Annotated in this window: 19 protein-coding genes; 10 read left to right on the forward strand and 9 right to left on the reverse strand. The window is 76.8% G+C overall.

Translation table 11 applies throughout. The features are described 5' to 3' along the window. The first annotated feature begins 51 nt into the window (after window positions 1-51). On the forward strand, window positions 52-444 hold the full coding sequence (locus tag ACZ5NJ_RS36680; RefSeq protein ID WP_468770968.1) for a hypothetical protein: 393 nt from the start codon (window positions 52-54) through the stop codon (window positions 442-444). Here the strand turns inward: ACZ5NJ_RS36680 and ACZ5NJ_RS36685 are convergent. The 4 genes from ACZ5NJ_RS36685 to ACZ5NJ_RS36700 form a co-directional block, all read right to left on the reverse strand. Beyond that, window positions 398-1,591, reverse strand: coding sequence for a serine protease family protein (locus ACZ5NJ_RS36685; protein WP_468770969.1), 1,194 nt, complete (start codon window positions 1,589-1,591; stop codon window positions 398-400). The two genes, ACZ5NJ_RS36680 and ACZ5NJ_RS36685, sit on opposite strands and share 47 nt — an antisense overlap. A gap of 68 nt (window positions 1,592-1,659) precedes the next feature. Beyond that, window positions 1,660-3,228 carry an FAD-binding oxidoreductase gene (locus ACZ5NJ_RS36690; RefSeq protein WP_468770971.1) on the reverse strand — a complete coding sequence of 523 codons (1,569 nt, stop codon included), beginning with the start codon at window positions 3,226-3,228 and terminating at the stop codon, window positions 1,660-1,662. Window positions 3,229-3,570: 342 nt separating this feature from the next. After that, window positions 3,571-4,191 carry a class I SAM-dependent DNA methyltransferase gene (locus ACZ5NJ_RS36695; RefSeq protein WP_468770973.1) on the reverse strand — a complete coding sequence of 207 codons (621 nt, stop codon included), beginning with the start codon at window positions 4,189-4,191 and terminating at the stop codon, window positions 3,571-3,573. Between the two features lie 63 nt (window positions 4,192-4,254). Then, complete coding sequence (locus ACZ5NJ_RS36700) at window positions 4,255-5,718, reverse strand: IucA/IucC family protein (protein WP_468770975.1); 1,464 nt, start codon at window positions 5,716-5,718, stop codon at window positions 4,255-4,257. Window positions 5,719-6,004: 286 nt separating this feature from the next. On the opposite strand from ACZ5NJ_RS36700, the gene ACZ5NJ_RS36705 reads away from it, so the two are divergent. Continuing rightward, complete coding sequence (locus ACZ5NJ_RS36705) at window positions 6,005-7,543, forward strand: IucA/IucC family protein (protein ID WP_468770977.1); 1,539 nt, start codon at window positions 6,005-6,007, stop codon at window positions 7,541-7,543. A gap of 136 nt (window positions 7,544-7,679) precedes the next feature. Next, complete coding sequence (locus tag ACZ5NJ_RS36710) at window positions 7,680-8,417, forward strand: GntR family transcriptional regulator (RefSeq protein WP_468770979.1); 738 nt, start codon at window positions 7,680-7,682, stop codon at window positions 8,415-8,417. 123 nt (window positions 8,418-8,540) lie between these two features. On the opposite strand, the gene ACZ5NJ_RS36715 is transcribed toward ACZ5NJ_RS36710, so the two are convergent. Beyond that, window positions 8,541-10,700, reverse strand: a complete 2,160-nt coding sequence (locus ACZ5NJ_RS36715; protein WP_468770981.1) for an MMPL family transporter — start codon at window positions 10,698-10,700, stop codon at window positions 8,541-8,543. 326 nt (window positions 10,701-11,026) lie between these two features. Here ACZ5NJ_RS36715 and ACZ5NJ_RS36720 point away from each other — a divergent pair, with 326 nt between their 5' ends. The 4 genes from ACZ5NJ_RS36720 (at window position 11,027) to ACZ5NJ_RS36735 (ending at window position 13,701) form a co-directional block, all read left to right on the forward strand. Then, window positions 11,027-12,214: a sensor histidine kinase gene (locus ACZ5NJ_RS36720; protein WP_468770983.1), complete on the forward strand. Its 1,188-nt coding sequence runs from the start codon at window positions 11,027-11,029 to the stop codon at window positions 12,212-12,214. After that, entirely contained in the window at window positions 12,211-12,879 is a 669-nt protein-coding gene (locus tag ACZ5NJ_RS36725) for a response regulator (protein ID WP_468770985.1), read from the forward strand. The genes ACZ5NJ_RS36720 and ACZ5NJ_RS36725 overlap by 4 nt, the downstream gene beginning before the upstream one ends. A gap of 141 nt (window positions 12,880-13,020) precedes the next feature. Next, complete coding sequence (locus ACZ5NJ_RS36730) at window positions 13,021-13,308, forward strand: hypothetical protein (RefSeq protein ID WP_468770987.1); 288 nt, start codon at window positions 13,021-13,023, stop codon at window positions 13,306-13,308. A gap of 54 nt (window positions 13,309-13,362) precedes the next feature. Next, window positions 13,363-13,701, forward strand: a complete 339-nt coding sequence (locus tag ACZ5NJ_RS36735) for a hypothetical protein (RefSeq protein ID WP_045951718.1) — start codon at window positions 13,363-13,365, stop codon at window positions 13,699-13,701. Window positions 13,702-13,716: 15 nt separating this feature from the next. Here the strand turns inward: ACZ5NJ_RS36735 and ACZ5NJ_RS36740 are convergent, their stop codons facing one another. Further along, a complete protein-coding gene (locus ACZ5NJ_RS36740; RefSeq protein ID WP_468770989.1) occupies window positions 13,717-14,454 on the reverse strand; it encodes a hypothetical protein in 738 nt (245 codons plus the stop codon). A gap of 131 nt (window positions 14,455-14,585) precedes the next feature. Then, on the reverse strand, window positions 14,586-15,935 hold the full coding sequence (locus ACZ5NJ_RS36745; protein ID WP_468770991.1) for an MFS transporter: 1,350 nt from the start codon (window positions 15,933-15,935) through the stop codon (window positions 14,586-14,588). 70 nt (window positions 15,936-16,005) lie between these two features. On the opposite strand from ACZ5NJ_RS36745, the gene ACZ5NJ_RS36750 reads away from it, so the two are divergent. Further along, on the forward strand, window positions 16,006-17,106 hold the full coding sequence (locus ACZ5NJ_RS36750) for an AI-2E family transporter (RefSeq protein ID WP_468770993.1): 1,101 nt from the start codon (window positions 16,006-16,008) through the stop codon (window positions 17,104-17,106). Window positions 17,107-17,148: 42 nt separating this feature from the next. Further along, entirely contained in the window at window positions 17,149-17,394 is a 246-nt protein-coding gene (locus tag ACZ5NJ_RS36755; RefSeq protein WP_468770995.1) for a DUF6158 family protein, read from the forward strand. Window positions 17,395-17,504: 110 nt separating this feature from the next. On the opposite strand, the gene ACZ5NJ_RS36760 is transcribed toward ACZ5NJ_RS36755, so the two are convergent. After that, entirely contained in the window at window positions 17,505-18,839 is a 1,335-nt protein-coding gene (locus ACZ5NJ_RS36760) for a tetratricopeptide repeat protein (protein WP_468770997.1), read from the reverse strand. A gap of 161 nt (window positions 18,840-19,000) precedes the next feature. On the opposite strand from ACZ5NJ_RS36760, the gene ACZ5NJ_RS36765 reads away from it, so the two are divergent. Beyond that, window positions 19,001-20,356, forward strand: coding sequence for a M64 family metallopeptidase (locus ACZ5NJ_RS36765; protein ID WP_468770999.1), 1,356 nt, complete (start codon window positions 19,001-19,003; stop codon window positions 20,354-20,356). A gap of 7 nt (window positions 20,357-20,363) precedes the next feature. Here the strand turns inward: ACZ5NJ_RS36765 and ACZ5NJ_RS36770 are convergent, their stop codons facing one another. After that, window positions 20,364-22,079, reverse strand: a complete 1,716-nt coding sequence (locus ACZ5NJ_RS36770; protein WP_468771001.1) for a carboxylesterase/lipase family protein — start codon at window positions 22,077-22,079, stop codon at window positions 20,364-20,366. Between the last annotated feature and the right edge of the window lie 417 nt (window positions 22,080-22,496).

Genomic DNA, 22,496 nt, shown 5'->3' on the forward strand with positions numbered 1-22,496 from the left:
CCCCGGCCCGCGGCTCGTTCCCCCCGGGGGGCTCCGCTCGTTGAGCCGGGCATGGAGCTGCTGCCGATGATCGCGGCGCCGGGCGTCGGCGAACGGGCCGACGCCGCGGCCGATGCCGCCTGCCACCTCTTCGACGCCGTCGCGCCCTGGAACGGAGGGCCCGGCGGATGGAGCCGGGCCGCAGCCGAGGACGCCGCCGAGACGATCGAGACCACCGCGCACGCCCTCGCGCGCATCCACCCGCGCGCCGAGGTCATCCTGGCGCCCGTCCACGCGGCCCTCGCCGATCTGCGCCGTCAGCTCGAACTGCCCCCGGCCGACCCGCTGAGCGCCGAGGGGGTCCCGGCGACCCCCCGGACGGTCGGCAACCCGCGCCGGACCCGCTGGGTGCGGGTGCTCACTCCGCCCGCACCCCGGCGACCGCCGACTGGTACAACTTCCTGATCTCCGCGCCGAAGTAGGCGCTGTACGAGGTGTCGGCCGTCGGCCCGCCGGTCTCCCAGCCGCCGATCACCCCGACCACGTCGCCGGTCGCGGTGTCCTCGTCGAAGCGGGTGATGAAGGGGCCGCCGCTGGTCCCGCCCGGGTAGCCGGTGCAGTCGATGCGCAGGAACGATCCCGGGCTGCCCGGGTCGGTGCTGGTGAACTTGGTCGTCTTGTTGACGCACACGCGCGGGCGCGGTGCCGGTGCCGGGTGGCCGATGAGCACCACCTTGGGGTGGTTGAAGGTGGCTCCGGTGACGAGCCGGTTCCCGCCGACCACGTCCTCGACGGCCTCGCCGTCGGCGTCCGGGCCGACCTGGGCGAAGGCCACGTCGAGGGTGGCGGCCTTCGCCGCGCCCTCGGTGCGGTAGCGGGAGGCGATCCACACCTTCGACTTCCCCGCCGCGTCCCGCAGGACGGGGAACATGCCGTACGGGCGCGGGTTGGCGAGCGTGTACTGCGGTACGAAGGCCACCTGGCGGGTGTCGGTGCCCAGCAGGCAGTGCGCCGCGCTGAGCACCAGGTCCCGGCCGGGGGAGGAGACCACGCTGGCCGTGCAGAAGTAGGCTCCGCTCCCCTTCATGACGAACATCCGGCCGACGACCGGGATCCCGTCGAAGTCCTGGCCCACTCCGGCCGGGGCGGACGGGAGCGCCGGTGCGGGCAGTGGCGAGGCGGACGGGGTCGGCGCGGACGCGGGGGCGGGCAGGGTGCTCGCCGCCGGTGCGGGCACCGGGACGGCCGACGCGGCGGCGGCCGAGGCGGCGGGGGAGGCGGGGGAGGAGGGGAGAGGCTCCGCCGGGGAAGCCGGAAGGGTGCCCGGAGCGGGGGCCGCGGCCGGTGCCGGTGCGGGGGTCGGCGCGTCCCCCGCCGCGGGGGCCGCGGACGGAGCCGTGGCGGGAGCGGGGGAGGCCGGCCCGGGCGGGGCCGGCGGGCCGGGGACGGGGAGCGCCGAGGCCATCCGCGCGGGGGTCCAGAACGCGGCCGCCTCCCGGGCGGTCCAGCGCCCGGCCGAGGCCTCGGCGCTCCCGGATCCCAGACCGGGCAGCGGCCCGCCCGGCAGCAGCAGGGCGGCGGTCGCCGCCGCCAACGTGAACGTACGCAGCATGTCTCGTTCCTGTTCGTGACGGCCCGGAGGGCCTGACGGTGACGGTGGGGAAGGGGGGTGACGCCGGTTCACACGGCCTGGGGGAAACGCAGCAGCCGGCCCGGGTCGTAGGTGCGCCGGACCCGCTCCAGGCGGGGCAGGTTCGGCCCGTAGTAGGCCTCGCGCCAGCCGGTCAGCTTCGGGTCGGCGTAGTTCTGGTAGGCCCGGCCGCCCGCCCACGGGCGCAGCGCCCGCCACAGCCCGTCGAGCCAGTGCTGGTGCCGGGCCACCGCCGCGGCGGTCGCGGACGCCGGCCAGTACGCGAGGTACTGGGCGAGGAAGGCGCTGTCGCGGTGCACGAAGGCGGTCGCGCCGGCCGGCACCCGGTTCACGGCCCCGCCGCACACCCCGTCGAACTGGACCACGCCCAGCCCGCCGGGCGGGACCTCCCGCCCGTACCGGCCGAGGGCGTCCAGGACGGCGCCGACCGCCGGGTCCGGGAGCCCGGGGCCGTCCCAGAAGTCGGAGCGGGCCGCGTACGAGTCCCGGCCCAGCTTCCCCCGAGGATCCCGGCCGGGCAGCCGCCCCGGCAGCCGGCACCGCTCGGGGCCGCCGTCGGGGCAGCCCGCCATGGCCCGCACGGTGTCCCCGTAACCGCGCACGGCGGTCCAGGAGTCCCGGGGCTCCCGCCCCACCAGGCCGGTCAGCCGGCCCAGTTCGCGCTCCAGCTCCGCCCGCCCGTCGAGGCACACCGCCCGCACGGCCAGGGCGGGGGCGGTCCCGGCCTCCACCGTGAACTCGGCCTGGCTCCAGAAGGGGTCCGGGAGGGCCGCCAGCCAGCGCTGCCAGCCGCGTACCACCGCCGCCGGGTCCGCGGCGGGCCAGTGCAGTTCGGCGAAGGCGGCGTCCGCGACCGGATGGGTGCGCAGCCGGAACTCGGTGACCACCCCGAAGTTGCCGCCCCCGCCGCCGCGCAGCGCCCAGAACAGCTCCGGGTCCCGGTCGGGGCCGACCTCGCGGACCACCCCGTCCGGGGTGACCACGCGGGCGCCGGTGAGCCGGTCGGAGGTGGTGCCGTGGGCCCGCGAGGCGAGGCCCAGGCCGCCGCCGAGGGCGAGCCCCGCGATGCCGACGGAGGGGCAGAGCCCGGCGGGGACGCCCAGGCCGCGCCCGGCGAGCGCGGCGTGTACGCCGGCCAGCCGGGCACCCGCGCCGATGTGCGCCTCGTCCCCCGCGACCGCCACCCCGGCCATCGCCCCGACGTCGATGACCAGCCCGGCCTCCACCGTGGACCACCCCGCGTAGCCGTGCCCGCCGCCGCGCGGCACGACCGGGGCGGCGGAGCGGCGGGCGAAGTCCAGGCAGACGGCCACGTCGCCGGCGTGCGCCGGATAGGCCACGGCGCCGGGGGCGACCGCGTCGTAGCGGGGCTGGAACAGCTGCCGGGCCTCGGCGTAGTCCCCGTCCCCCGGAAGGACCACCCGCCCGTCCACCGCCCGGGCCAGCGCCGCGAAGTCGGGGCCGGCCGCGGCACCCGCCCGCCGGCCCCGCGCACGGTCGGTGGCGGCCCCCGGGGAGGCGCCCGACGGGCCCGCCCCGGCGGCGCCGAGCACGACGGAGGCCGCGCCCGCCAGGACCCGGCGGCGTGGAATCTTCATACTTCCTTCCTGCCACCGTCCGCCCCGATCGGGGCGAAGGCGGGCCCGCCGGACCCGAGTTGTCCCCCGAACGGCGGACACCGTTCGAACCCGGCCGCCGACCTCCGCGAAGCGGCCCCGGACGCCAGGCACTCCGCGCCGCCCCGCCGGGGCTTCGGCCCCACGGGGCCCGGCCCCTGCTGCCGGCCCCGCCCGTCCCACCCCCGGCGACCCCGCCCCGGCCGGGGCCGGGGGTGTGCGGACGCGGACGGGCGGGGTGAGGGGGGTGGTCCCGCGCGGCAGTGGCTGGGCGGGGCGGTGGGGCGCCCCCGGGGGCGGGCCGGGGGGCGTTCGGTCGGGTCGTTACGGGGGCGGGGGTTTGCGGGCCAGGACGAAGCCTCGGCGGGCCGGGTCGCCTTCGGACGGTTCCCGGACCATGCGGGCCGCCTCGGTCAGGCCCGCGTCCGCCAGGAGGTCGGCCAGCGGCTCGGGGGCGGGCGCGGCGGGTTCCGGGCGGTCCCGGGCGGCCCCGGCGTCGAAGGTGAGCAGGGCGTGGCCGCCGGGGGCCAGGACCCGGGCGAACTCGGCGAACACGGCCGGGAGTTCCCGCGGCGGCAGGTGGGCCGTCCCGTGCCAGGCGACCACCCCGCCCAGGGCGCCGTCCGCGACCTCCAGCGCGGCCATCCGTCCGACCTCGAACCGCAGCCCGGGATACGTCCGACGGGCCACCGCCACCATCGCCGGGGAGAGGTCGACGCCGAAGGCCCGCAGCCCCCGCCGGGCCAGGTACGCCGTCACCCGGCCCGGACCGCAGCCCAGGTCGGCGACGGCCCCGCCCGCGTCGCGCGCGTGCGCGGCGAAGGCGTCCAGCATCGCCCGGTCCAGCGGCCGCGCCGCCGGGTCCTCCCGCAGCCGCCGGGCGTGCTCCACGGCGACGAGGTCGTAGGCGGCCCCTACGGCGGGTTCACGCGAGGTGGCTGTCATGCTCCTGCACACTAGTAGGACGGACGGCCGGATTCACGGGCCCCCCGCCCGGCGGAGCCCCCGTCACCCCGAGGCCGGCGGAGCCGGCAGCTCCGTCCACTGGTCGCCCGGCACCCCCGGGCTCAGCCGCATCAGGGTGAGCGCCTTCACCGGCAGCGGCCCCCGCAGCGCCTCCGAGTCCGCGGTGGGCTCGATCACGTCCAGCCCCGCCGCCAGCGCCGCCCCGAACGCCCGCTCGGAGCCGGCCGTCGAGGCGAGCGCCCCGGCCGCCAGCGAGCCGAACGTCTTGCGCCGCAGCACCGTCTCGTCGTCCGTCACCAGCCGGCCCGACAGCGGCGGCACCGGCAGGCCGTGCCGGGCCAGCCGGGCCGGGCTGATCCGGATGTCGGCCAGGTCGCGGTAGACCAGCCGCAGCGGGGTGCCGTCGGGGGCCAGGACCACCAGGAGGTTCTGCCCGTGGGCCTCCAGTGCCACCCCGAGCTCCAGCACCCGCAGGCACACCGAAAGCGCCAGCCGGGCGAACAGCGCCTGCCACCGCGCCGACCGGGCGAGCCGGGTCCCCGCCAGCGCCGCCACCGGCACGACCCGTTCCCCGGTCCGCGCGTACGCCTCCGGGGGCTCGCGGAGCACCGCCGCCAGGTCCGGGCTGTACGCGGTGGCCGCGCCGAGGGTGCGGGTGATGTGCAGGCGGCCGTCCAGCCGCTCGGCCAGCGCGTGCGCGAACGCCGACACCACGGCGGCCGTCTCGACCGAGTAGGCGGAGATGTCCCGTACCGACGAGGTCAGCCGCGTGCTCAGGGCCGTCTTCACATGGGCGCCCCCCGTCGCCGGCGCCAGCGTCCGCAGGGCCATCAGCGGGTGTGCCGCCGGACCGGGCAGGACCTCCTCGCCCTTGAGGACGTGCTCGGCCTGCCAGGGGTGCACGGGGACCAGGATCCGGTCCCCGTCGCGCAGCTCCTGCGGCCACTCCCCGGTGACCAGGCACTCCCGCGCCCGTACGGGGACCAGCCCGAGCTCCACCAGCGGCCCGTGCTCCGGGGCGTACGCCAGCTGCTCGGCCACCGAGAAGCCGGGACGGGACCGGCAGTTGGGGTGGTACGGATGCCCGTCGACCACCCGCTGCTCCCACTCCCAGGCGGCGCCCGGTTCGGGCCGCCCCCCGGCCGGCTGTCCGGCCCGGGACAGGGCGAGGGAGGCGGTGCTGTCGTCCAGTTCGGCGCCGAAGGAGGCGAACGCCGCCCCCAGCGGCCCGGCCGCGCCGTGCGGCACCCGCAGCGCCTCGACCAGCCGGGCCGCCTGCCGGTACGGCCGCCCGTCGAGCCGTACCTCGGTGACGTAGGCGTCCGTCGCGTACGGGTCGGGGCGCGGCCCCTCCAGCCGCGCCCCGCCGGCCAGCAGCAGCCGCAGGGAGTCCGGCCCGCCCTCCCGGCCCACCACCCACGGCAGCGGTTCGAAGGCCAGCCCCCGCCAGAGCCGGGTCAGCACGGCGGCGCGGGCGCCCTCCAGCGCGGCCTCGTACGCGGACACCAGCCCGGGCCGTACGCCGACCAGCGCGGCGGCGACGGCCTCCTCGGCGGCGCCCGCCGGGGAGGGGCCGGGGGCGGGCGGGGAAAGGTGCGTGCTGCTGCGGTCCAGGGTCCCGTTCCTTTCGGATGGCTTCGACTGAGGGGTCTACCCGATGATCACGTCATCATCCCGGATACTGAAGATCACGGCCGGTGGTCCCTCCGCGGACCCCGGCGCACCGCAGCACCGAAGTACCGCAGCAGCGAAGTACCGCAGCAGCGAAGTACCGAAGCTCCGAATCCCCCGAATGGACCCAGTGGACCTCAACGCCGCCGACGCGGACGCCTACGCCGCCGCCCCGCTCCTGAACTGCCTGCTGCGGGAGGTGGCCGACGCCCAGGGCGGGCGCGTCCACCGGCTGCGCGGCAGCGGCCGGCTCCTGCGGGTGGGCGGCGGCCGCCGGCCGGCGGACCCCGAGCTGCGCACCGCGGACGGCTGGCACCCGCTCAGCCATGCCGAACTGGTCAAGCTCACCTCCGACGAGCTGCTGCGCCACACCGGCGTCTCCAACGACGAGCTGCCGGTGGAGATGGCCGACAGCCGTGCCGCCGTCGCCGCGCTGCTGGCCGCCCGGGCCGTGGCCGACGCGCCCGAGGACCCCTACGTCCGCTCCGAGCAGGCCCTGCTCATGGGCCATCCGCACCACCCCGCGCCCAAGACCCGCGGCGGCGGCCCCGCCGCGAGCTGGCTGCCGTACGCCCCCGAGGCGCACGCGCGCTTCCCCCTCGTCGTGCTGGGCCTGCGCGAGGACCAGGTGGCCGAGGAGGGCGGCCCGGCCGCCGCCGAAGCGGTCGACGCCCTCGCCGGGATCCTCGACGGCCCCCGCCCGCCGGCCGGCTACCGGGCCCTGCCCGCCCACCCCTGGCAGCTCGACCTGGTCTCCGGGCGGCGGGAGGTGCGCGAGGCCTTCGCCGACGGGCGCCTGCTGCGGCTCGGCCCGACCCGGCTGCCGGTGTGGCCGACCGCCTCGGTCCGGACCGTGCACGCGCCGGGCGCGGACGCCGACCTCTTCGCGAAGTTCAGCCTCGACGTGCGCATCACCAACGACGTGCGCCGGCTGTGGCGCCACGACCTGCTCAAGCTGCGCCGTACCGACGCCGCCGTCGAGGAGGGGTTCGCCGACCTGCGCCGCCGCACCGGGGCGAGCGCCGTCTGGCTGTGCGACCGCGGCTACCGCACCGCCGCGTTCGCCTTCGAGGAGCTCGCCGTGCTGGTCCGCGACGGGCTGCGCGGGCAGGTGCTGCCCGGGGCGGTGCCGCTGCTGTGCGCGGCGCTCGCCGAGGGCTTCCCCGGCAGCCCGCTGGAGGGCGCGCCCGATCCGGCGGGGTGGTGGCGGGCGTACCTGCGCCACGTCGTGCCTCCGGTGCTCGACCTGTTCGCGCGGCACGGGATCGTGCTGGAGGCCCACCTCCAGAACTGCCTGGTCGCCGTCGACGGCCGGGGGATGCCCGTGCAGGCCCTCTTCCGCGACGCGGAGGGCGTCAAACTCCCGCAGGACCTGCCGCGCGCGGCGGCCTGGGAGCGGCTCGTGTACTGCCTGGTCGTCAACCACCTGGCGGAGGTGGCCGCGACCCTGGCCGCGCACCACCCGGAACTGGCCGACGGGGTGTGGCCGGCGGTGCGCGAGGAACTGCTGCGCTACGACGCCGAGCACGGCCTGCCGGAGATCGCGGGGCTCCTCGACGCCCCCGCCCTTCCGGCCAAGACGAACCTGCTGCTCCGGTGGACCCGGGCGGACGGGGCGGACGCGCGCTACCTGGAACTGCCCAACCCGCTGCGCGGATAGGGGCGGCCGGAGGGCCGGTGCCGGATTCGGCCAACGTGGCGCCGGCCTGCACGGACCCCGTGGAGAAAGGTATAGACCAATGCTAGGTTGGTGGGGCAGACCGCGCAGTCCTTGACCACCCGTCAGAGGAGAAGCCATGCCCTCCCCTTCGCGGGGCGGCGGCCCGGCCGCCATGCCCAAGTACCAGCGCATCGCCGCAGCGCTGCGGGACGAACTCGACCACGCCGCCCGGACCGCCGGAGGGAGACTGCCCTCCGAACGGACCCTCGCCGCCCGCTACGAGGTCAACCGGCAGACCGTCCGCGCCGCCCTCCAGGAGCTGCGCGCCGACGGACTGGTCGTCACCGGCCGCCGGGGCACCCGGGCCGCCCCGCGCAACCGGGCCGCCCCACAGACCCGGGGCCGGGCCCGCTCGGCCCGGGCCCGGCTCGCCCTGGTCACCGTGCCGCCCTCGCTCGCGGCGCTGCTCGGGATGGACGGCGGCGAGCGCACCCTGGTCCACCACCACCGGGTGTACGGACCCGACGGGCGCACCCTCCAGCACACCGTGACCTACCTCTGCCCGCGCACGGTCGCCCGTACCCCGGAACTCGCGGCCTACCTGGAACGGCCGGCCGCCGCCGGCGAGGAGGACCTGGGGCCGCTGCACCGCTGGCTGGAGCGGGCCACGGCCCGGGGCCGCACCGCGGAGACCATCACGATGACCCGCACCAGCCACCCCGCCGCCGCGTCCCCCGCCCGCGGGCTCTCCGTACGCCGCACCGTGCACGACGCCTCCGGCCGGCTGCTGGCCGTCACCGACCTGGCCTTCCCCGGCTGGGACCGGGTCACCTTCCACCGGGAATCCGAGGCGCTCGCCTTCCGCGTCGGCTGACCGCACGGGGCCGGGTGACGAGCGGCCCCGGCCCCGTGCCCCCCCGGCCGTCCGGATCCCGCCCGGGGCCCCGGCGGTGGAGCCCCGGTGGCCAGGTGGCCCCGGGGCCCCGGGGCCCCGGGTTCAGCCGACCGGCGTCCGCTCGGGCCGCGGGTGCCGCGCCGCGTCGGGGGCCGGCGCCTTCGCGCGCGGGCGCACCGGCCACCACAGCGAGCGGCCGAGCAGGGCCGCCACGGCCGGGACCAGGACCACCGACAGGGCGAACGCCGAGAGCAGGATGCCCACCGCCGTCGCGAACCCGGTCTGCTGGAGGCCCGGTTGCGGGCTCACCGCCAGGCTGCCGAAGGAGGCGGCCAGCACCAGGCCCGCCGTCGCGACCGCCGGCGCCGTGTGCCGCACCGCCCGGGCCACCGCGGCCCGCGCCGGCCCGGGGCGCTCCATCTCCTCCCGGATCCGGTCGCCGATCAGGATGTTGTAGTCGGTGCCGAGTGCCACCACGAAGAGGAACAGCACCAGCGGCAGTGTGAAGTCCACCCCCGGCCGCCCCAGCGCGTGCTGGAACACGAGCGTCGCCGAGCCCAGCGTGGCCGTGAAACCGAGTCCCACCGCCACCATCAGCACCACCGGCGCCAGCAGGCTGCGCAGCAGCACCAGCAGGATCAGCGCGATGAGCGCCGCCGCCACCGGGAAGATCACCTCCAGGTCCTCGCCCACCGCCACCGCGATGTCGGCGAAGACCGCCGCGGTGCCCCCGACGTGGGCCTCGGTCCCGGCCGGCACGTGCGCCCGTACGGTCGCGCGCACCGGGCCGGACACCAGGTCGCGGGCCTGCTGCCCGCCCGGCTCGGCCGCCAGCACCAGGTCGATGCGGGCGGCCCCGCCGTTGTTGCTGAGCACCGTCGGGGCGACCTGCCCCACCCCCGGCACCCGCGCCAGCGCCCCGGCCAGCCCGGCCACCCGCTCGGCGGTCATCGGAGCGCCGTCGCGCGCCCTGACGAACACGGTCGCCGGATCCGAGGCCCCGGCCGGCATCGACCGGGCGATCTCCTCCGCCGTCCGCGTCGCCGCGGTCCGCTCGCCGCCCACGCCGCCCTGCCCGTAGTCCATCCGCACCCCGGCGGCCCCCGCCGTCAGCGCACCGAGGAGCACCACCGCCGCCACGGCGTGCGCCACCGGCCGGCGGGCGATCCGCTCGCCCAGCCGGCCCGCCGCACCCGCGCGCGGAGCCCGCTCCAGGGACCGCGAGGGCCAGAACATCCGGCGGCCCGTCACGGCCAGCAGCGCCGGCATCAGCGTCAGACTGCCCAGCAGCATCACCAGCACCGCCACCGCGATGGCCGGGCCCAGCACCCGGAACTGGCCGAAGGAGGCGATGCCGAGCGTGGCGAACGCCGCGACGATCGTCAGTGCCGCCGAGGTCACCGCCGTCCCCACCCGGCCCGCGACCTCGGCCGCCGCCTCCCGGCCCGACTGCCCGGGGTGGGCGCGCAGCTGCTCGCGGAAGCGGAACAGCAGGAAGAGGAAGTAGTCGATGCCGATGCCGATCAGCACGACGTTGATCAGTCCGGGTGTGGACGGGGCCAGGTCGACCCCGGTCAGCAGGGCCGCGCCGACCACCGCGCCCGCCGCCGCACCGCCGACGATCGTCACCGTCAGCAGCGGCAGCAGGGCCGCCGCCAGGCTGCGGAACACCAGGACGTGCAGCAGCACGATCAGCCCGGTCATCGCGAGACCGACGACCACGGTGCGGGTCTCCTCGGCGTCGGCGGTGTCCACCGTCGTGGCCAGCCCGCCCGTGAACCCGGTCCGCAGGCCCGCCTCCCGGAAGGCGCCGCGCGCCTGCTCCCGGAACGCCCGGTAGGTGCCCTGCACCCCGGGGTCCTGCGGATTGCCCGTCAGCTCCACCGGTATCAGCCGGAAGGCCCGGTCCGCAGCCGTCGCCCCCGCCCCGATCCGCGGCACCTGCGAGTGGTCCTGCACCAGCGGCGTATCGTCCTGCGACCGCGGCATGACCACCCGCTGCCGGCCCAGCCGCCCGGCCACCTCCCCGATCCGCCGCTCGTCGGCGGCCGTCAGCGCCGCCCCGTCCGCACGGGCCACGAGCACGGTCAGCGGGTCGGCGTCCGGCCGGATCCCGAAGTCCTCCTCGGCGATCCGCAGCGCGGCCGCCGAGTCGTAACCCGGCGGCAGGAAGCCGGCGTCGCCGGGCTCGGTCGCCCGGTACACGAACGCCTGGCCCAGCAGGGCGAGCGCGACGCCCACCACCGTCCAGACGGCGATCACCTTCCACGCGTGTCTCGTCGAACATCCCGTCAGGGCGCGGATCACTTCTCTCCTCCGGTCTCTGCGACGTCTCCCGCCGGCCGGCCGCCGACGGGACTCCAGACCATCAGCCGGCCCGGCGACGCGCGTCGGGGCACGGGAGGATCCGCCCACCGGGACCCGGGTCCGGCTCCCGGCCCCGACCAGGACGGGAGTCCCGGTCCGGGTCCCGACCCTCGGCCGGTGCCCCCACCAGGGACTCTTGCCAGAATGGAGCTCCGCGCGACGGCCGCGCGCCGCCCCGGACCGGCCGGGCGGGAGCGGCCCGCGGAGGAGGCGGGAAACCGATGGGCACACGCGCCGAGCGCCTGGAGTGGACGCGGGGCGACGGACTGGTGGCGGCGGGGGCGGCGGCCACCGACCTCACCGGTCTGTCCCTCAGCGCCGTGGTGGACGGGACCCCCTTCACGGTCACCGCCGCCCTCGGACTGGTCCTCGCCGCCCTGACCCTGCTGCTGCGGCGCCACCACCCGGTCGCGGTGCTCGGCGCCGTGCTCGCCCTCGGGATCGTGGTGAACGTCGCCACCCCGGCGGCGCCGCACTTCGGCCTGGCCCTGACCGTCGCCCTGTTCACCGTGGCCCGCCGCTGCCGGCCCGCCGTGGTCGCCGTCGCCGGTCCGGCCGCCGTGCCGCTCGCCGCCGTCGGCCTGGGCGGCTCCCTGCTCCCGTCCGGCATGAACGTCCTCACCAACGCCCTCGCCGGCGTCCTGGTCGTCGGCGCGGCCGTCGTGGCCAACCGCTGGCAGCGGGAGGTCGAGGCCAACCGGCAGCTGCTCGCCGAACGGGCGGTGGCCGAGGAACGCCGTCGGATCGCCCGCGAGCTCCACGACATCGTCGCCCACCACATCACCACCATGCAGCTGATGGCCGGCGGCGCCCGCGTCAGCCTCGCGCACGACCCCGGCGCGGCCCGCGAGGCCCTGGTCGTCCTGGAGGACTCCGGCCGGATGGCCCTCGGCGAGATGCGCCGGCTGCTCGACGTCCTGCGGACCGGGGAGGAGGGGGAATCCGCCCCGACCGCCCCGCAGCCGGGCACCGACGACCTTCAGCGGATCATCACGGAGTCCCGGCTGGCCGGTATGGACACGGAGTTCACCGTGGACGGAGCGGTCCGCCCGCTGCCGCCCACCGTCGGCCTGACGGTGTTCCGGGTCGTGCAGGAGGCCCTGACCAACGCGCGCAAGCACGCCGGGAACGCGAACGCCCGCGTCCGGCTGACGTACCGGCCGCAGGAGGTGGCCGTCGAGGTGTGCGACGACGGGCCCGGCGAAGCGCCGCCGCGCCGCTCGGCGGCGCGGCACACCGGCCGCGGCGGGTACGGTCTGATCGGCATGCGCGAACGCGTCGCCCTGCACGGCGGCACCCTGGAGGCCGCCCCCCGCCCGGACGGCGGCTTCCGCGTCGCCGCCCGCCTCCCGGTCCCCGCCGCCGCGGCGGCCCCGGACGGGGCAGAACGAGAGGACTCCCGCCGATGATCCGCGTCCTGATAGCCGACGACCAGCCGCTGGTGCGCCGCGGCCTGAGCCTGATCCTGGCGCCCCACCCGGACGTCGAGGTGGTCGGCGAGGCCGGCGACGGCGCCGAGGCGGTGGCGCTCGCCCAGGAGCTCCACCCCGACGTGGTGGTCATGGACATCCGCATGCCGGTCCTCGACGGGGTCCGCGCCACCGAGGAACTCGCCCTCGTCCGCCCCGCGTCCCGGGTCCTCGCCCTGAGCACCTTCGACATGGACGAGTACGTGGTCGCCGCCCTGCGCGCCGGCGCCTACGGCTTCCTGCCCAAGGACGTCTCCCCCGAGGAACTGCTCGCCGCCGTCCGCACGGTCCACACCGGAGAGGCCGCCGTCGCCCCCCGGCTGCTGACCCGGCTGATCTCCGCCTACGTACGGACCGCGCCGCGCGAGCCGCGGCCCGCCCCGACGCCCCCCACCGCACTCACCCCGCGCGAGCTGGAGATCTGGCGGCTGCTCGCCACCGGGCGCGGCAACGCCGAGATCGCGGCGGAACTGGACCTCAGCGTCTCCACCGTCAAGAACCACCTCACCGGGGTCTTCGGCAAGCTGGGCGTCCGCGACCGGGCGCAGGCGGTCATCGCGGCGTACGAATCGGGCCTGGTGGAGGCCGAACGGAGGAGCACTTGATCACCAAGTGCCCGCAGACGGCCCCATTCCGCCGGCCGGCCCGGCTCTGACCTGCCGGGACGGGGGACGGTTCACCCGTGCGCCGGAGGCACCGCGCATGGCACAGTGCCAGCAGCGCAACCTCCGGACCAGGGAGCCCCCATGCCTGACCCGCACACCGTGCCGCCGGTGCCGACGGCCGCCCCCGCGCCCCGGACCGGCCCGGGCCCGCTGCCCGGGTGCCCCCGCTGCGCCGCCCCGCCGCAGCGGATCTCCTGGCGCCAGCGTCCCGGCGAGCCCGTCGTCCTGGTCTTCGAGCCCTGCGGGCACCGCCACACCTCGCCGGCCCCGCCCCTTCTCGCCGTCACCCCCCTTCCGCCGCCCCGTGCCGGGAGACCGCCCGTGACCTCGTATCCTGCATCCGAGCTCACCCACGAGCAGCTTCGATGAGTCGATGAGCCGCGGCGCGCCGAGCGCCGGCGCGGCGGGAACGGGAGACCCCTGATGGACGTGCAGCACTTCGAGCGGATCACCGCGTTCATCGAGGCGCGGCTCACCCCGCTGTTCGACGCGGAGACCGGAAGTGAGCGCGGCTTCGCCATGGACGACACCTCCCGGGCCCTGCGCGCCCTGCGCAACAGCGTGCTGGAGGCCTCCGCGGTCAAGGGGCTCATCGCGACGCGCGAGACGGCCGAGCCGCTCGTGCGCAAGGTCATCGACCAGTCGGTGGAGCACCACTGGGACGTGCTGCGCGGCATCGCCCGCCAGTGGGAGGACCACGCCGACTTCCGCAGGGAGTTCAAGCGCCACGCGTGGGAGCTGGACGGCGCCCCCGCCGCCTGATCCGGAGGATCCGGCCTACCGGCTGGGCGCCCCGCCGATCAGGTGGCCGATCCGGCGTTCGAGCCCGCTCCAGCGCCGGTCGTGCCGGTAGGCCCGGCGCAGGGTCCGGGCCCGGGTCCTGGGGCGGCCGGCGTAGAACCGGCGCGCCCACGGTGACGCCGGCCGGGCCAGCCGCACCGCCGCGATCAGGGCGATCAGCGGCACGACCACGCCGAACACCGCGAGCCGCGGCTTGCCCTTGAACAGGGCCACCACGGCCAGCAGCAGGTTGAACAGCACGGTGAGCGCGAGGAACAGACGGTTCTCCAGCTGGTCCTCGGTCAGGCCGTCCACGCCCAGCGGCAGGAAGCCGCACAGCAGCAGCCCCGCCAGGGCGGAGGTCATGACCACCACCTCGACGCTGAGCGTGCCCTCCTCGCTCCAGTAGACGTCGCTCAGGTGCAGGATCAGCGCGAACTCGTCCAGCACCAGGCCCGTTCCCATCCCGAACAGCACGGCCGCCACCCACGAACCCCACCCGTTACGGCCGCCCCCGATCGCGGTGAAACCGCCGACGGTCATCAGGATCACCCCGGGCACGCAGTGGTGCACGTGCAGACCGCCGGGCGTGACGTTGCGGAAGGGGCCCTTCCCCGCCCGGATCATCCGGGTGATCACCCGGGTCGCCACGAAGGTCACGACGAACGCCGCCAGGGCCAGGAGCAGGGGGAGCTTCCCCGGCTCCAGGATGTTGCGGTACCACCAGTCGCCCATGCCGTCACCCTCCCGGTGACGCCGGTCCCGCGCACCGCGAGGACCGCCGTTCGGGCGTCCCGGGCCGGGGCGCGGGCCGCGTGGTGGCCCGGGGCGCGGCGCGGGATGGCAGGCCCGGACGGCGGCTCCGGTCAGGCCGTCGCGCCCGCCGGGTCCGCCTGGGCGGCGGAGCCCTCCCGGGCGGCCCGGCGGCGCAGCGCGTCCTCGTCGGTGTCCGCGTCGTACGAGATCAGCTTCGGCAGCAGCGCGGCCAGCACCGCCACCGACGCCACGCAGGCCAGGCCGCCGCTCCAGAACGCCGGCCGGGTCCCCGTCCAGCCCGCCATCGTGCCCGCCCGCACCTGGCCGAGCTGCGGCCCGACGCTGTACGAGAGCACCTCGATCCCCGCGAGCCGCCCGCGGAGCTCCTCCGGGATCGTCTGGTTCCAGATGGTGGAGCGGCCCAGGGCGCTCAGCATGTCGCCCGCGCCCGCCGCCGCCAGGCACACCAGCACCAGCCAGATGTTCGAGAACCAGCCCGCCGCGGCGATCGCCAGACCCCACGCGGCCGCCCCGGACACCACCAGCAGCCCGTGCCGCCGTACCCGCGACACCCAGCCGCTGGTCAGCCCGAGCACCAACGAGCCGACCGCGCCCGCCGCGTACATCAGGCCCAGCGCCCACTCGGCGTCGAGCTCGTCCGCGAGGAACGGGAAGATCGTGTTCGGGAACGCGAAGAACATCGCCGCCAGGTCCACGGCGTACGTGCCCAGCAGCACCGGCCGGCTCCACGCGTACCGCGCCCCCTCGGCCACCGAACGCAGCGAGGGCCGCTCCGCCCCGCCCGCGGGCGGCGCCGGGCGCAGCCGCGCGCACAGGGCCACCGAGACGGCGAAACCCGCCACGGTCACCGCGTACGCCGAGGCGTAGCCGGCGTACGCGACGACCACGCCGGCCAGCGCCGGTCCGGCGATCGCCCCGGACTGGTAGCGCAGGGCGTTCAGCGCGGCGGCGGCCGTCAGCTGGTCGTGCGGCACGATCCGGGCCATCAGCGAGTCCAGCGCCGGCCGCTGGAGACCGCTCAGCGCCGACACCCCGGCCGCCACCACGTACAGCGGCCACAGCATCGGATCCGGCAGCAGCGCGTTCACCAGCAGCACCAGCGCCAGCAGCCCGAGACCGGCCTCCGTCAGCAGGATCAGCCGCCGCCGGTCCACCGCGTCCGCGAGCGCGCCCCCGTACAGCCCGCCCACCACCAGCGGAACCAGCTCCACCGCACCCATCGCACCGACCGCCAGCGGCGAATCCGTCAGGTGCTTGATCTGCAGCGGAAGGGCGATCATCGCCATGAACGAGCCGAAGTAGGTGACCGTGCCCTGGAAGAAGAGGAGCCGGAAGTCACGGCTGGAACGCCAGGGGGACAGGTCGGGCAGTACGGAAGACAAACGGGAGCCACTCACAACGGGCCATCGTGCGGGCCCGCCGCGCACCCGGCAACGCATTTTCTCCCCGGACGGGTCAAAACGGGACCCGGCGCGTGGCACGGGCCGCTCCCGGTGGCACCCATGGGTCATGCCGTCGGTGTCCCCGTTCCTGCGTTCGGCAGCGTCCTACGCGTGGCGCCTGCTGGTCGTCGGGGCTGCCGTCTACGCGGTCTTCGTCGTCCTGGGCCGCTTCCACGAGATCGGCGTCGCCCTCTTCCTCGGGCTGGTCGTCACCGCCCTGCTGTCGCCGCTGTCGCGCCGGCTGGCGCGCGTGGTACCCCGCTCACTGGCGGTGGCCGTCAGCCTGATCGGCAGCACGGTCCTGCTGCTGGGCGTGCTCGCGCTGGTCGGCGAGGCGGTGGCAGGGGAGAGCGACAACCTGGTCCGGGAGTTCCGCGAAGGGCTCGGCAGCATCCAGAAGTGGCTGGAGCGGCCGCCGTTCCGGCTGAAGTCGGAGGCCCTCGCCCACATCCAGTCCCGCGTCGGGGAGTACCTCTCGGCCCACCGCTCGACCCTGCTCAGCACGGCCGTCAGCGGCGCCGGGCACGTGGTGGAGGCCCTCACCGTCCTGGCGCTCGCGGTGTTCTCCTCCGTCTTCTTCCTGCACGGCGGCGACCGGCAGTGGGCCTGGTTCTGCGCCCAGCTGCCCGAGGCGGCGCGCGAGCGGGTGGGCGTCGCCGGGCGCGCGGCCTGGCGCACCTTCACCGGCTACACCCACGGGATCGTGCTGGTGGCCGCCACCAACGCGGCCCTCGTCGGGCTCGCGCTCCACCTGCTGGGGGTCCCGCTGGCCCTCCCGCTGGCGCTGCTGGAGTTCTTCGCCGCGTTCGTGCCCCTGATCGGCTCGCCGGTCGCCCTCGCGGTCGCCGCGGTCGTCGCGCTGGCGGCGAAGGGGCCGGTGATCGCGGGCGTGGTGGTCGCGCTCATCGTGGTGATCGGCCAGATCGAAGGCCACCTGCTGCATCCGCTGGTGATGAGCTGGGCGGTGGCGCTGCACCCGCTCGTCGTGGCCGTCTCCGTGATCGCGGGGGCCATCGCGGCGGGGGTCGTCGGTGCGGTGGTCGCCGTGCCGCTGGTCTCGGTGACCTGGTCGGTGCGGTGCGCCCTGCGGGCCCACGCCGCCGCTGCGGCGCTGCCCTTGCCGCCGCCGGAGCCACCGCCCGTGGGGGGCGCCGGGCCGGACGGCTGAACCGGCGCGACGCGTCTACCGTAGGACGTGGAGGTGGTTGCCATGGCAGAGCGCTCCGGCGGAGCGGCGCCGCGCAAGCTGGAGGACGACCGGTTGCTGAAGGAACTGGAGACCATCCACCGCACCCGCCACGAGACCCTGCTCCACGGCTCGGACGACGCGCTGGCGACCCACACGCAGCGGCTGAAGGAGCTGGAGGACGAGTACCTCCGGCGCCACCCGCACCGCGCCCCCGCGTCGGGCCGCACCCGAGAGGGCGCCCGCGCGCGCATGCCGGGGGAGTCGTAGGACGGGCGCTCCGGGCCCCTCGCCCCACACGCCGGCGGGACTGTGAAGTCCCGCCGGCGTGTGAGGCCCAGGTGGGGGACCAGCCCCCGTCCGCGCGGCGGAACCGGGCGTCAGCGGAACGCGGGGGCCGCCGGGGCCGGGCCCAGGGTGGTGGTGCCGGGGGCCGCGCGGTGACCCAGCCCGGTGCGGTAGGCGTCGAGCGCCGCCTCCGTCCGGCCGGCCCGGCGCAGCAGGTCCCCCAGCAGCCGGCACAGGTCCGCCAGGTCCCCGCCCGCCCCGCTCCGCTCCAGCAGCGCCAGCGCCCGTACGTAGTGCTCCTCGGCCGCCTCCGCGTCCCCCCGCTCCTCGGCGATCAGCCCCAGCAGCCGGTGCGCCCCGCCCGCGTGCACCGCGCCCGGGTCCGAGCCCTCCGCCAGCAGCCCCGACACCAGCTCGGCCGCCTCCTCGTACCGGCCCAGGCGCCGCAGCACGTCCGCCAGCTCCACCTCCACCTGCGCCGTGTACAGGGCGGCCCGCCGGGCGGTGAGCATCTCCCGGGCGATCCGCAGCTCGCGCTCGGCCGCCGCCAGCTCCCCGTGCTGCGCCTGGACGTAGCCCCGCATCCAGTGGCAGTGCGCCAGATCGGTGCGCAGCCGCAGCTGCCGGTAGACGGCCTGGGCCTTCGCCAGTGAGGCGTCGGCGTCCGCCACCCGCCCCTCGGCGAGGAACGTGCGGGCCACCTGCCGGTGCATCCCCGCCACCAGGGCCGGGTCGGCGACCTGAGGGGCCAGCGCGAGCGCCAGCTCCGCCGCGTGCGCCGCGCGGGCGTGGGCGCCCATGTCGATGTACGGGCCGATCACCGCCGAGTACAGCAGCACCAGCGCCTCCGGGTCGGCGAGCCCGCCCGCGTTGAGACCGTCGATCGCGGACTCCAGCAGGTAGCAGGCGTACCGCAGCTCCCCGGCCAGCAGGTGCGCGACGGCCCGGCCGCGGATCGGCCGGGCCCGGCGGGGGAGCGGTTCGCCGGCCAGCAGGAGCTCCGCCGCCTCGAAGTGCCCGGCCGCCTCGGTCAGTTCACCCGCCTCCAAGGCGCAGTCCCCGAGCCCCAGCAGGGCCTCGGCCCGCTCGTCGGCCAGCCCGAGCCGCTCCGCCTCGTCGAGCAGCCGCCGGAAGTGCCCCGACGCCTCCCGGGCCGAGCCGGTGGCGAGGGTCCGCTGGGCGTCGGTCAGGGCCAGGCGCAACTCCGTGGCCAGGGTGGCCGGACGCCCGGTGGCCAGCTCCTCGTACGAGGTGCCGAGCCGCCCGGCGAGGAACCGCAGCGCGGTCTCCGAGGGCCGGACCTTGCCCGCCTCCAGGGTGGACACGTACGCCGGGGTGTACGCGGGCTCCGCCAACTGGCGCTGCGTCAGGCCGCGTTCGCCGCGCAGCCGCTGAACCCGGCGTCCGATCTCGGCCGGTTCGTCCATGAACTCCCCCTGTTGTCCACGAGGTTTTCCCAACTCCCCAGTATCCGGCGGGAGCCGGCCATTGCGCACGCCCTGGGGCGCCCCTTAGTTTAAGCAGCCGGTTCAGTCGAGTTAACTGAGCACTTAACCCCCCTCAACTCCCTGCCCCGGCGGAGGACTTCATGCAGAGAACCGTCCGATCGGCCCTGCGCGCGGCGCTCGCGGCCGCCTGTGCGAGCGCCGCGCTCCTGGCCGCGTCCGCCGTACCCGCCGGAGCGGCCCCGCCGCCCGGCCCGACCGCCCGGCCGGGCGTCGAGGTCGAGATACCCGGGCCGGAACACGGCGGCGAAGCCGGATCGGGCCGCACCCGGGTACCGGCCGCCGGACGGGGCAAGCCCGCGGGCCGCCTCTCCGAGTCGGCGCGGGCCGCCGACGGGCAGGTCACCAAGACGGTCGACAACGGCCCCACCTCCGACCGGCTCGACGTGGTCTTCGTCGGCGACGGCTACACCGCCGCCGAACTGGACCGCTTCCACGCCGACGTCCGCGCGAAATGGGCGGAGGTCACGGCCGTCGAGCCGTACACCACCTACCGCGACCTCTTCAACGTATGGACCGTCGACGCCGTCTCCGCCCAGTCCGGGGTCTCCGGCGACCCGGGCCCGGACACCGTCCGCGACACCGCCCTCGGCTCGTACTTCTGGTGCGGGTCCATCGAGCGGCTGCTCTGCGTGGACCAGCCCAAGGTGGACGCGTACGTGGCCAAGGCCCCCGCCGCCGACCTTGTCATCGTCCTCGCCAACAGCGCCAAGTACGGGGGCGCCGGCTACAACGAGCCCAGCCCCACCCTGGGCTACGAGGGCATCTCGACGGCCTCCGCCGGCCACCCCAAATCCGGCCAGGTGGCCATCCACGAGACCGGACACTCCCTCGGCAAGCTGGCCGACGAGTACTTCTACCCCGGCGTCCCCGACTACGAGAAGTACACCGGTCCCGAACCGGCCGACCCCAACACCTCCACCCTGGACGCCGGTTCGATGGCCGCGCAGCACGCCAAGTGGTACCGCTGGCTGGGCGAGACCTCTCCCGACGGCGGCACCGTCGGCGCCTACGAGGGCGGCGGCTACTTCGTGACCGGCCTCTACCGGCCCACCGACAACTCGATCATGAGGGTGCTGGGCAAGCCCTTCAACCTCCCCGGCGTCGAGGCGATGATCGCCGGCTTCCAGCGGCACACCCGCCTCGTCACCCCCCTCACCCCCACCGACCGGACCCTGCGGCTGGGCCGCACCGCGAAGGCCGCCGTCGCGCACCTGGCCACCCCCGACGGGCGGCAGCCGACGGTCCGCTGGTACCTCGACGGCCGCGAGCTGGGACGCTTCGCCGGCCGGACCCAGGTCAAGGTCGCCGAGCTGTGGCTGCTGGACCTGCGCACCCACAAGCTGTCCGTGACCGTCGAGGACCGCACCCCCGCCGTCCGCGACCCCGAGCTCGCCCGCGCCCTGTCCTCCACCGTCACCTGGGACGTCCGGCTGTAGCGGCGGCTCAGGAGCCCGCCCCGCCCGCCGGCAGGCCGTCCCACAGGGCGCAGTGGTGCGCGGCCGCCGCGTCCACCGGCCGGGTCCCCCCGGGGCCCGGCGCCAGCCTCAGCACCGACGGGCCGCTCCCCCCGAACCGGGGCCAGGCCGGCGCTCCCGGCCCGGCCGGGGAGCCCGTGCGGGCGAAGCGGGTCCAGTACCCGGCCATCCGCCCCGCGAGCCCCCGCTGAGGGGCCGTCAGGGGCACGGTCGTGAACAGGTACGGCAGTTCGAAGCCGTGGGCCGCGCCGAACGGGAAGCCCGCGAGCTCCGGCAGGCCGGTGAAGTTCGGCGCTCCGCTGTCGCTGAACAGATAGCCGTACACGGGCACGTGGCGGGCCAGCGCACGGCTGTCGCGCAGCGTCGGGCAGATGAACGAGGCGTCGGACAGCGCGGTGGCGAAGGCGATCGCGGCCGTCGGGAAGGCCGCCTCCGGGTACGCGGCCGCCACGGCCGGCGCCGCGGCCCCGAAGGAGGTGCGCAGCCGCTCGCCGTAGTCCCGCCCGCCGCCCACCGGGTACGAGGTCAGGGTCTGCGCCATGAACAGCCGCATCTCGTCCAGGGTGGTGCCCTGCATCACCGGAACCCGGTGGAAGCGGCCGTCCTCCAGCGCCCTGCGGGGTTCCACGGGCAGCAGGGCGTTGCCGTAGGCGACCGTGGAGAACCGTTCCATCAGCTCGGCCGTCACCAGCCGGGCCGTGTCCAGCCCGCGCAGGCAGTCGAGCACCCGGCCGGCCGGCCGGTCGCCGCAGCCGAGCTCCCGCGCCGCGGCGGCCCCCGCCCCGGCCACCCGCCGCTGCGGCACGAAGGGCTCGTACGTCCCGACCGTCGGCAGCACCGAGTACGGCGGCATCGTCGTCGAGCAGGACCCGCTCTGCACGATCGCCCGCTGGAACAGGCCGGCCGAGCCGGGGGAGACCAGGTGGGCGCAGACGCTGAGTCCGCCGGCCGACTCCCCGAACACCGTCACCCGGCCCGGATCGCCGCCGAAGGCCGCCGCGTTCGCCCGGACCCAGCGCAGCGCCGCCTGCTGGTCGGCCAGACCGAAGTCGGGGGCGCCGCCCAGTTCGGGGTGGCCGAAGAAGCCGAGGATCCCGAGCCGGTAGTTGACCGTCACCACGACGGCGCCGTCGCCCCGCACCGCCAGCGGCTCCGCCCGGTAGGGGTCCGCGGAGCCGAAGCGGAAGCCGCCGCCGTGGAACCAGACCATCACGGGGCGGCCCGGATCCCGGCCCGCCGGGGCGGTCACGTTCAGGTACAGGCAGTCCTCCGAGCCGCTGATCCCGCCCGGCCCGACCGCCGGCAGCTGCGGACAGCGGGCCCCGGGCGCCCCCGCGTCCAGCACGCCGCCGCGGTGGGCGGCGGCCCGCGGGGGCCGCCAGCGCAGCGGGCCCGTCGGAGGGGCGGCGTACGGGATCCCCTCGAAGGTGTCGTACGCCCCGTGCGCCCGCCCCCGCACCGGCCCCTCGGCGGTCACCACGACGGGCCGGCCGGCCGTCCCGGCGCCCCGCCCCCCGCCGGTGGGCCCGGACCCCACGGCGCAGAGCAGCAGCACCACGGGCACCAGCACGGCCGGCAGCACCGCTGACACCCCGCGCCCCGGGCGCCCCGGGCCGGACCGGGCGGGGATGCCGGGGGTGGCGTCGTCGTGGTGGGGGGTGGGGTCGGTGCGGGGATCCGGCATGGCTGACGTCCCTTCCGGAGGCTGGCCCTCCTCGGCGAGCGCCCCGTGCGGAGCGGGCCCGCCGCCACGCTCCGACCGCTTCGGTGCCCGTGGCCTGCGGGGCCCGGTGCAGTGGGGCGGCTTCTCGTACGGGCCGGGCGGGCGGCGCGCGCCGGCGGTGCGCCGCGTACGGGGTCGGCCCGCGGGCGGTGGCGGGAACGGGACGACGGGCCCCGGGGTGCGGGGCCGGGACCCTGCCACTGTGCCCCGCCCACCGCTTCGCGTGCCGCCTTGGGCCCGGCGTGTCCGGGGGGTCGCCCCGGACACGCCGGGGGAGCCCCCCGTTTGCCCGCCCCGAATGGCGCAGTGCGGGCCCGTGCCGCTGAATGTGACCAAGCGTGCGCGTCCCATGACGCACGATGACCGGCGTGCGATGCG

The sequence above is a fragment of the Streptomyces sp. NPDC032091 genome (assembly GCF_055580265.1).

What these genes read in the sequence shown, in the direction of transcription:
- ACZ5NJ_RS36705 (WP_468770977.1), top strand. Translation starts at nt 6,005, where the DNA reads ATGGACCCAGTGGACCTCAACGCCGCCGACGCGGACGCCTACGCCGCC.
- ACZ5NJ_RS36680 (WP_468770968.1), top strand. Translation starts at nt 52, where the DNA reads ATGGAGCTGCTGCCGATGATCGCGGCGCCGGGCGTCGGCGAACGGGCC.
- ACZ5NJ_RS36720 (WP_468770983.1), top strand. Translation starts at nt 11,027, where the DNA reads ATGGGCACACGCGCCGAGCGCCTGGAGTGGACGCGGGGCGACGGACTG.
- ACZ5NJ_RS36695 (WP_468770973.1), bottom strand. Translation starts at nt 4,191, where the DNA reads ATGACAGCCACCTCGCGTGAACCCGCCGTAGGGGCCGCCTACGACCTC.
- ACZ5NJ_RS36725 (WP_468770985.1), top strand. Translation starts at nt 12,211, where the DNA reads ATGATCCGCGTCCTGATAGCCGACGACCAGCCGCTGGTGCGCCGCGGC.
- ACZ5NJ_RS36765 (WP_468770999.1), top strand. Translation starts at nt 19,001, where the DNA reads ATGCAGAGAACCGTCCGATCGGCCCTGCGCGCGGCGCTCGCGGCCGCC.
- ACZ5NJ_RS36685 (WP_468770969.1), bottom strand. Translation starts at nt 1,591, where the DNA reads ATGCTGCGTACGTTCACGTTGGCGGCGGCGACCGCCGCCCTGCTGCTG.
- ACZ5NJ_RS36770 (WP_468771001.1), bottom strand. Translation starts at nt 22,079, where the DNA reads ATGCCGGATCCCCGCACCGACCCCACCCCCCACCACGACGACGCCACC.
- ACZ5NJ_RS36760 (WP_468770997.1), bottom strand. Translation starts at nt 18,839, where the DNA reads ATGGACGAACCGGCCGAGATCGGACGCCGGGTTCAGCGGCTGCGCGGC.
- ACZ5NJ_RS36710 (WP_468770979.1), top strand. Translation starts at nt 7,680, where the DNA reads ATGCCCTCCCCTTCGCGGGGCGGCGGCCCGGCCGCCATGCCCAAGTAC.
- ACZ5NJ_RS36755 (WP_468770995.1), top strand. Translation starts at nt 17,149, where the DNA reads ATGGCAGAGCGCTCCGGCGGAGCGGCGCCGCGCAAGCTGGAGGACGAC.
- ACZ5NJ_RS36730 (WP_468770987.1), top strand. Translation starts at nt 13,021, where the DNA reads ATGCCTGACCCGCACACCGTGCCGCCGGTGCCGACGGCCGCCCCCGCG.
- ACZ5NJ_RS36745 (WP_468770991.1), bottom strand. Translation starts at nt 15,935, where the DNA reads ATGCGTTGCCGGGTGCGCGGCGGGCCCGCACGATGGCCCGTTGTGAGT.
- ACZ5NJ_RS36690 (WP_468770971.1), bottom strand. Translation starts at nt 3,228, where the DNA reads ATGAAGATTCCACGCCGCCGGGTCCTGGCGGGCGCGGCCTCCGTCGTG.
- ACZ5NJ_RS36750 (WP_468770993.1), top strand. Translation starts at nt 16,006, where the DNA reads ATGCCGTCGGTGTCCCCGTTCCTGCGTTCGGCAGCGTCCTACGCGTGG.
- ACZ5NJ_RS36740 (WP_468770989.1), bottom strand. Translation starts at nt 14,454, where the DNA reads ATGGGCGACTGGTGGTACCGCAACATCCTGGAGCCGGGGAAGCTCCCC.
- ACZ5NJ_RS36735 (WP_045951718.1), top strand. Translation starts at nt 13,363, where the DNA reads ATGGACGTGCAGCACTTCGAGCGGATCACCGCGTTCATCGAGGCGCGG.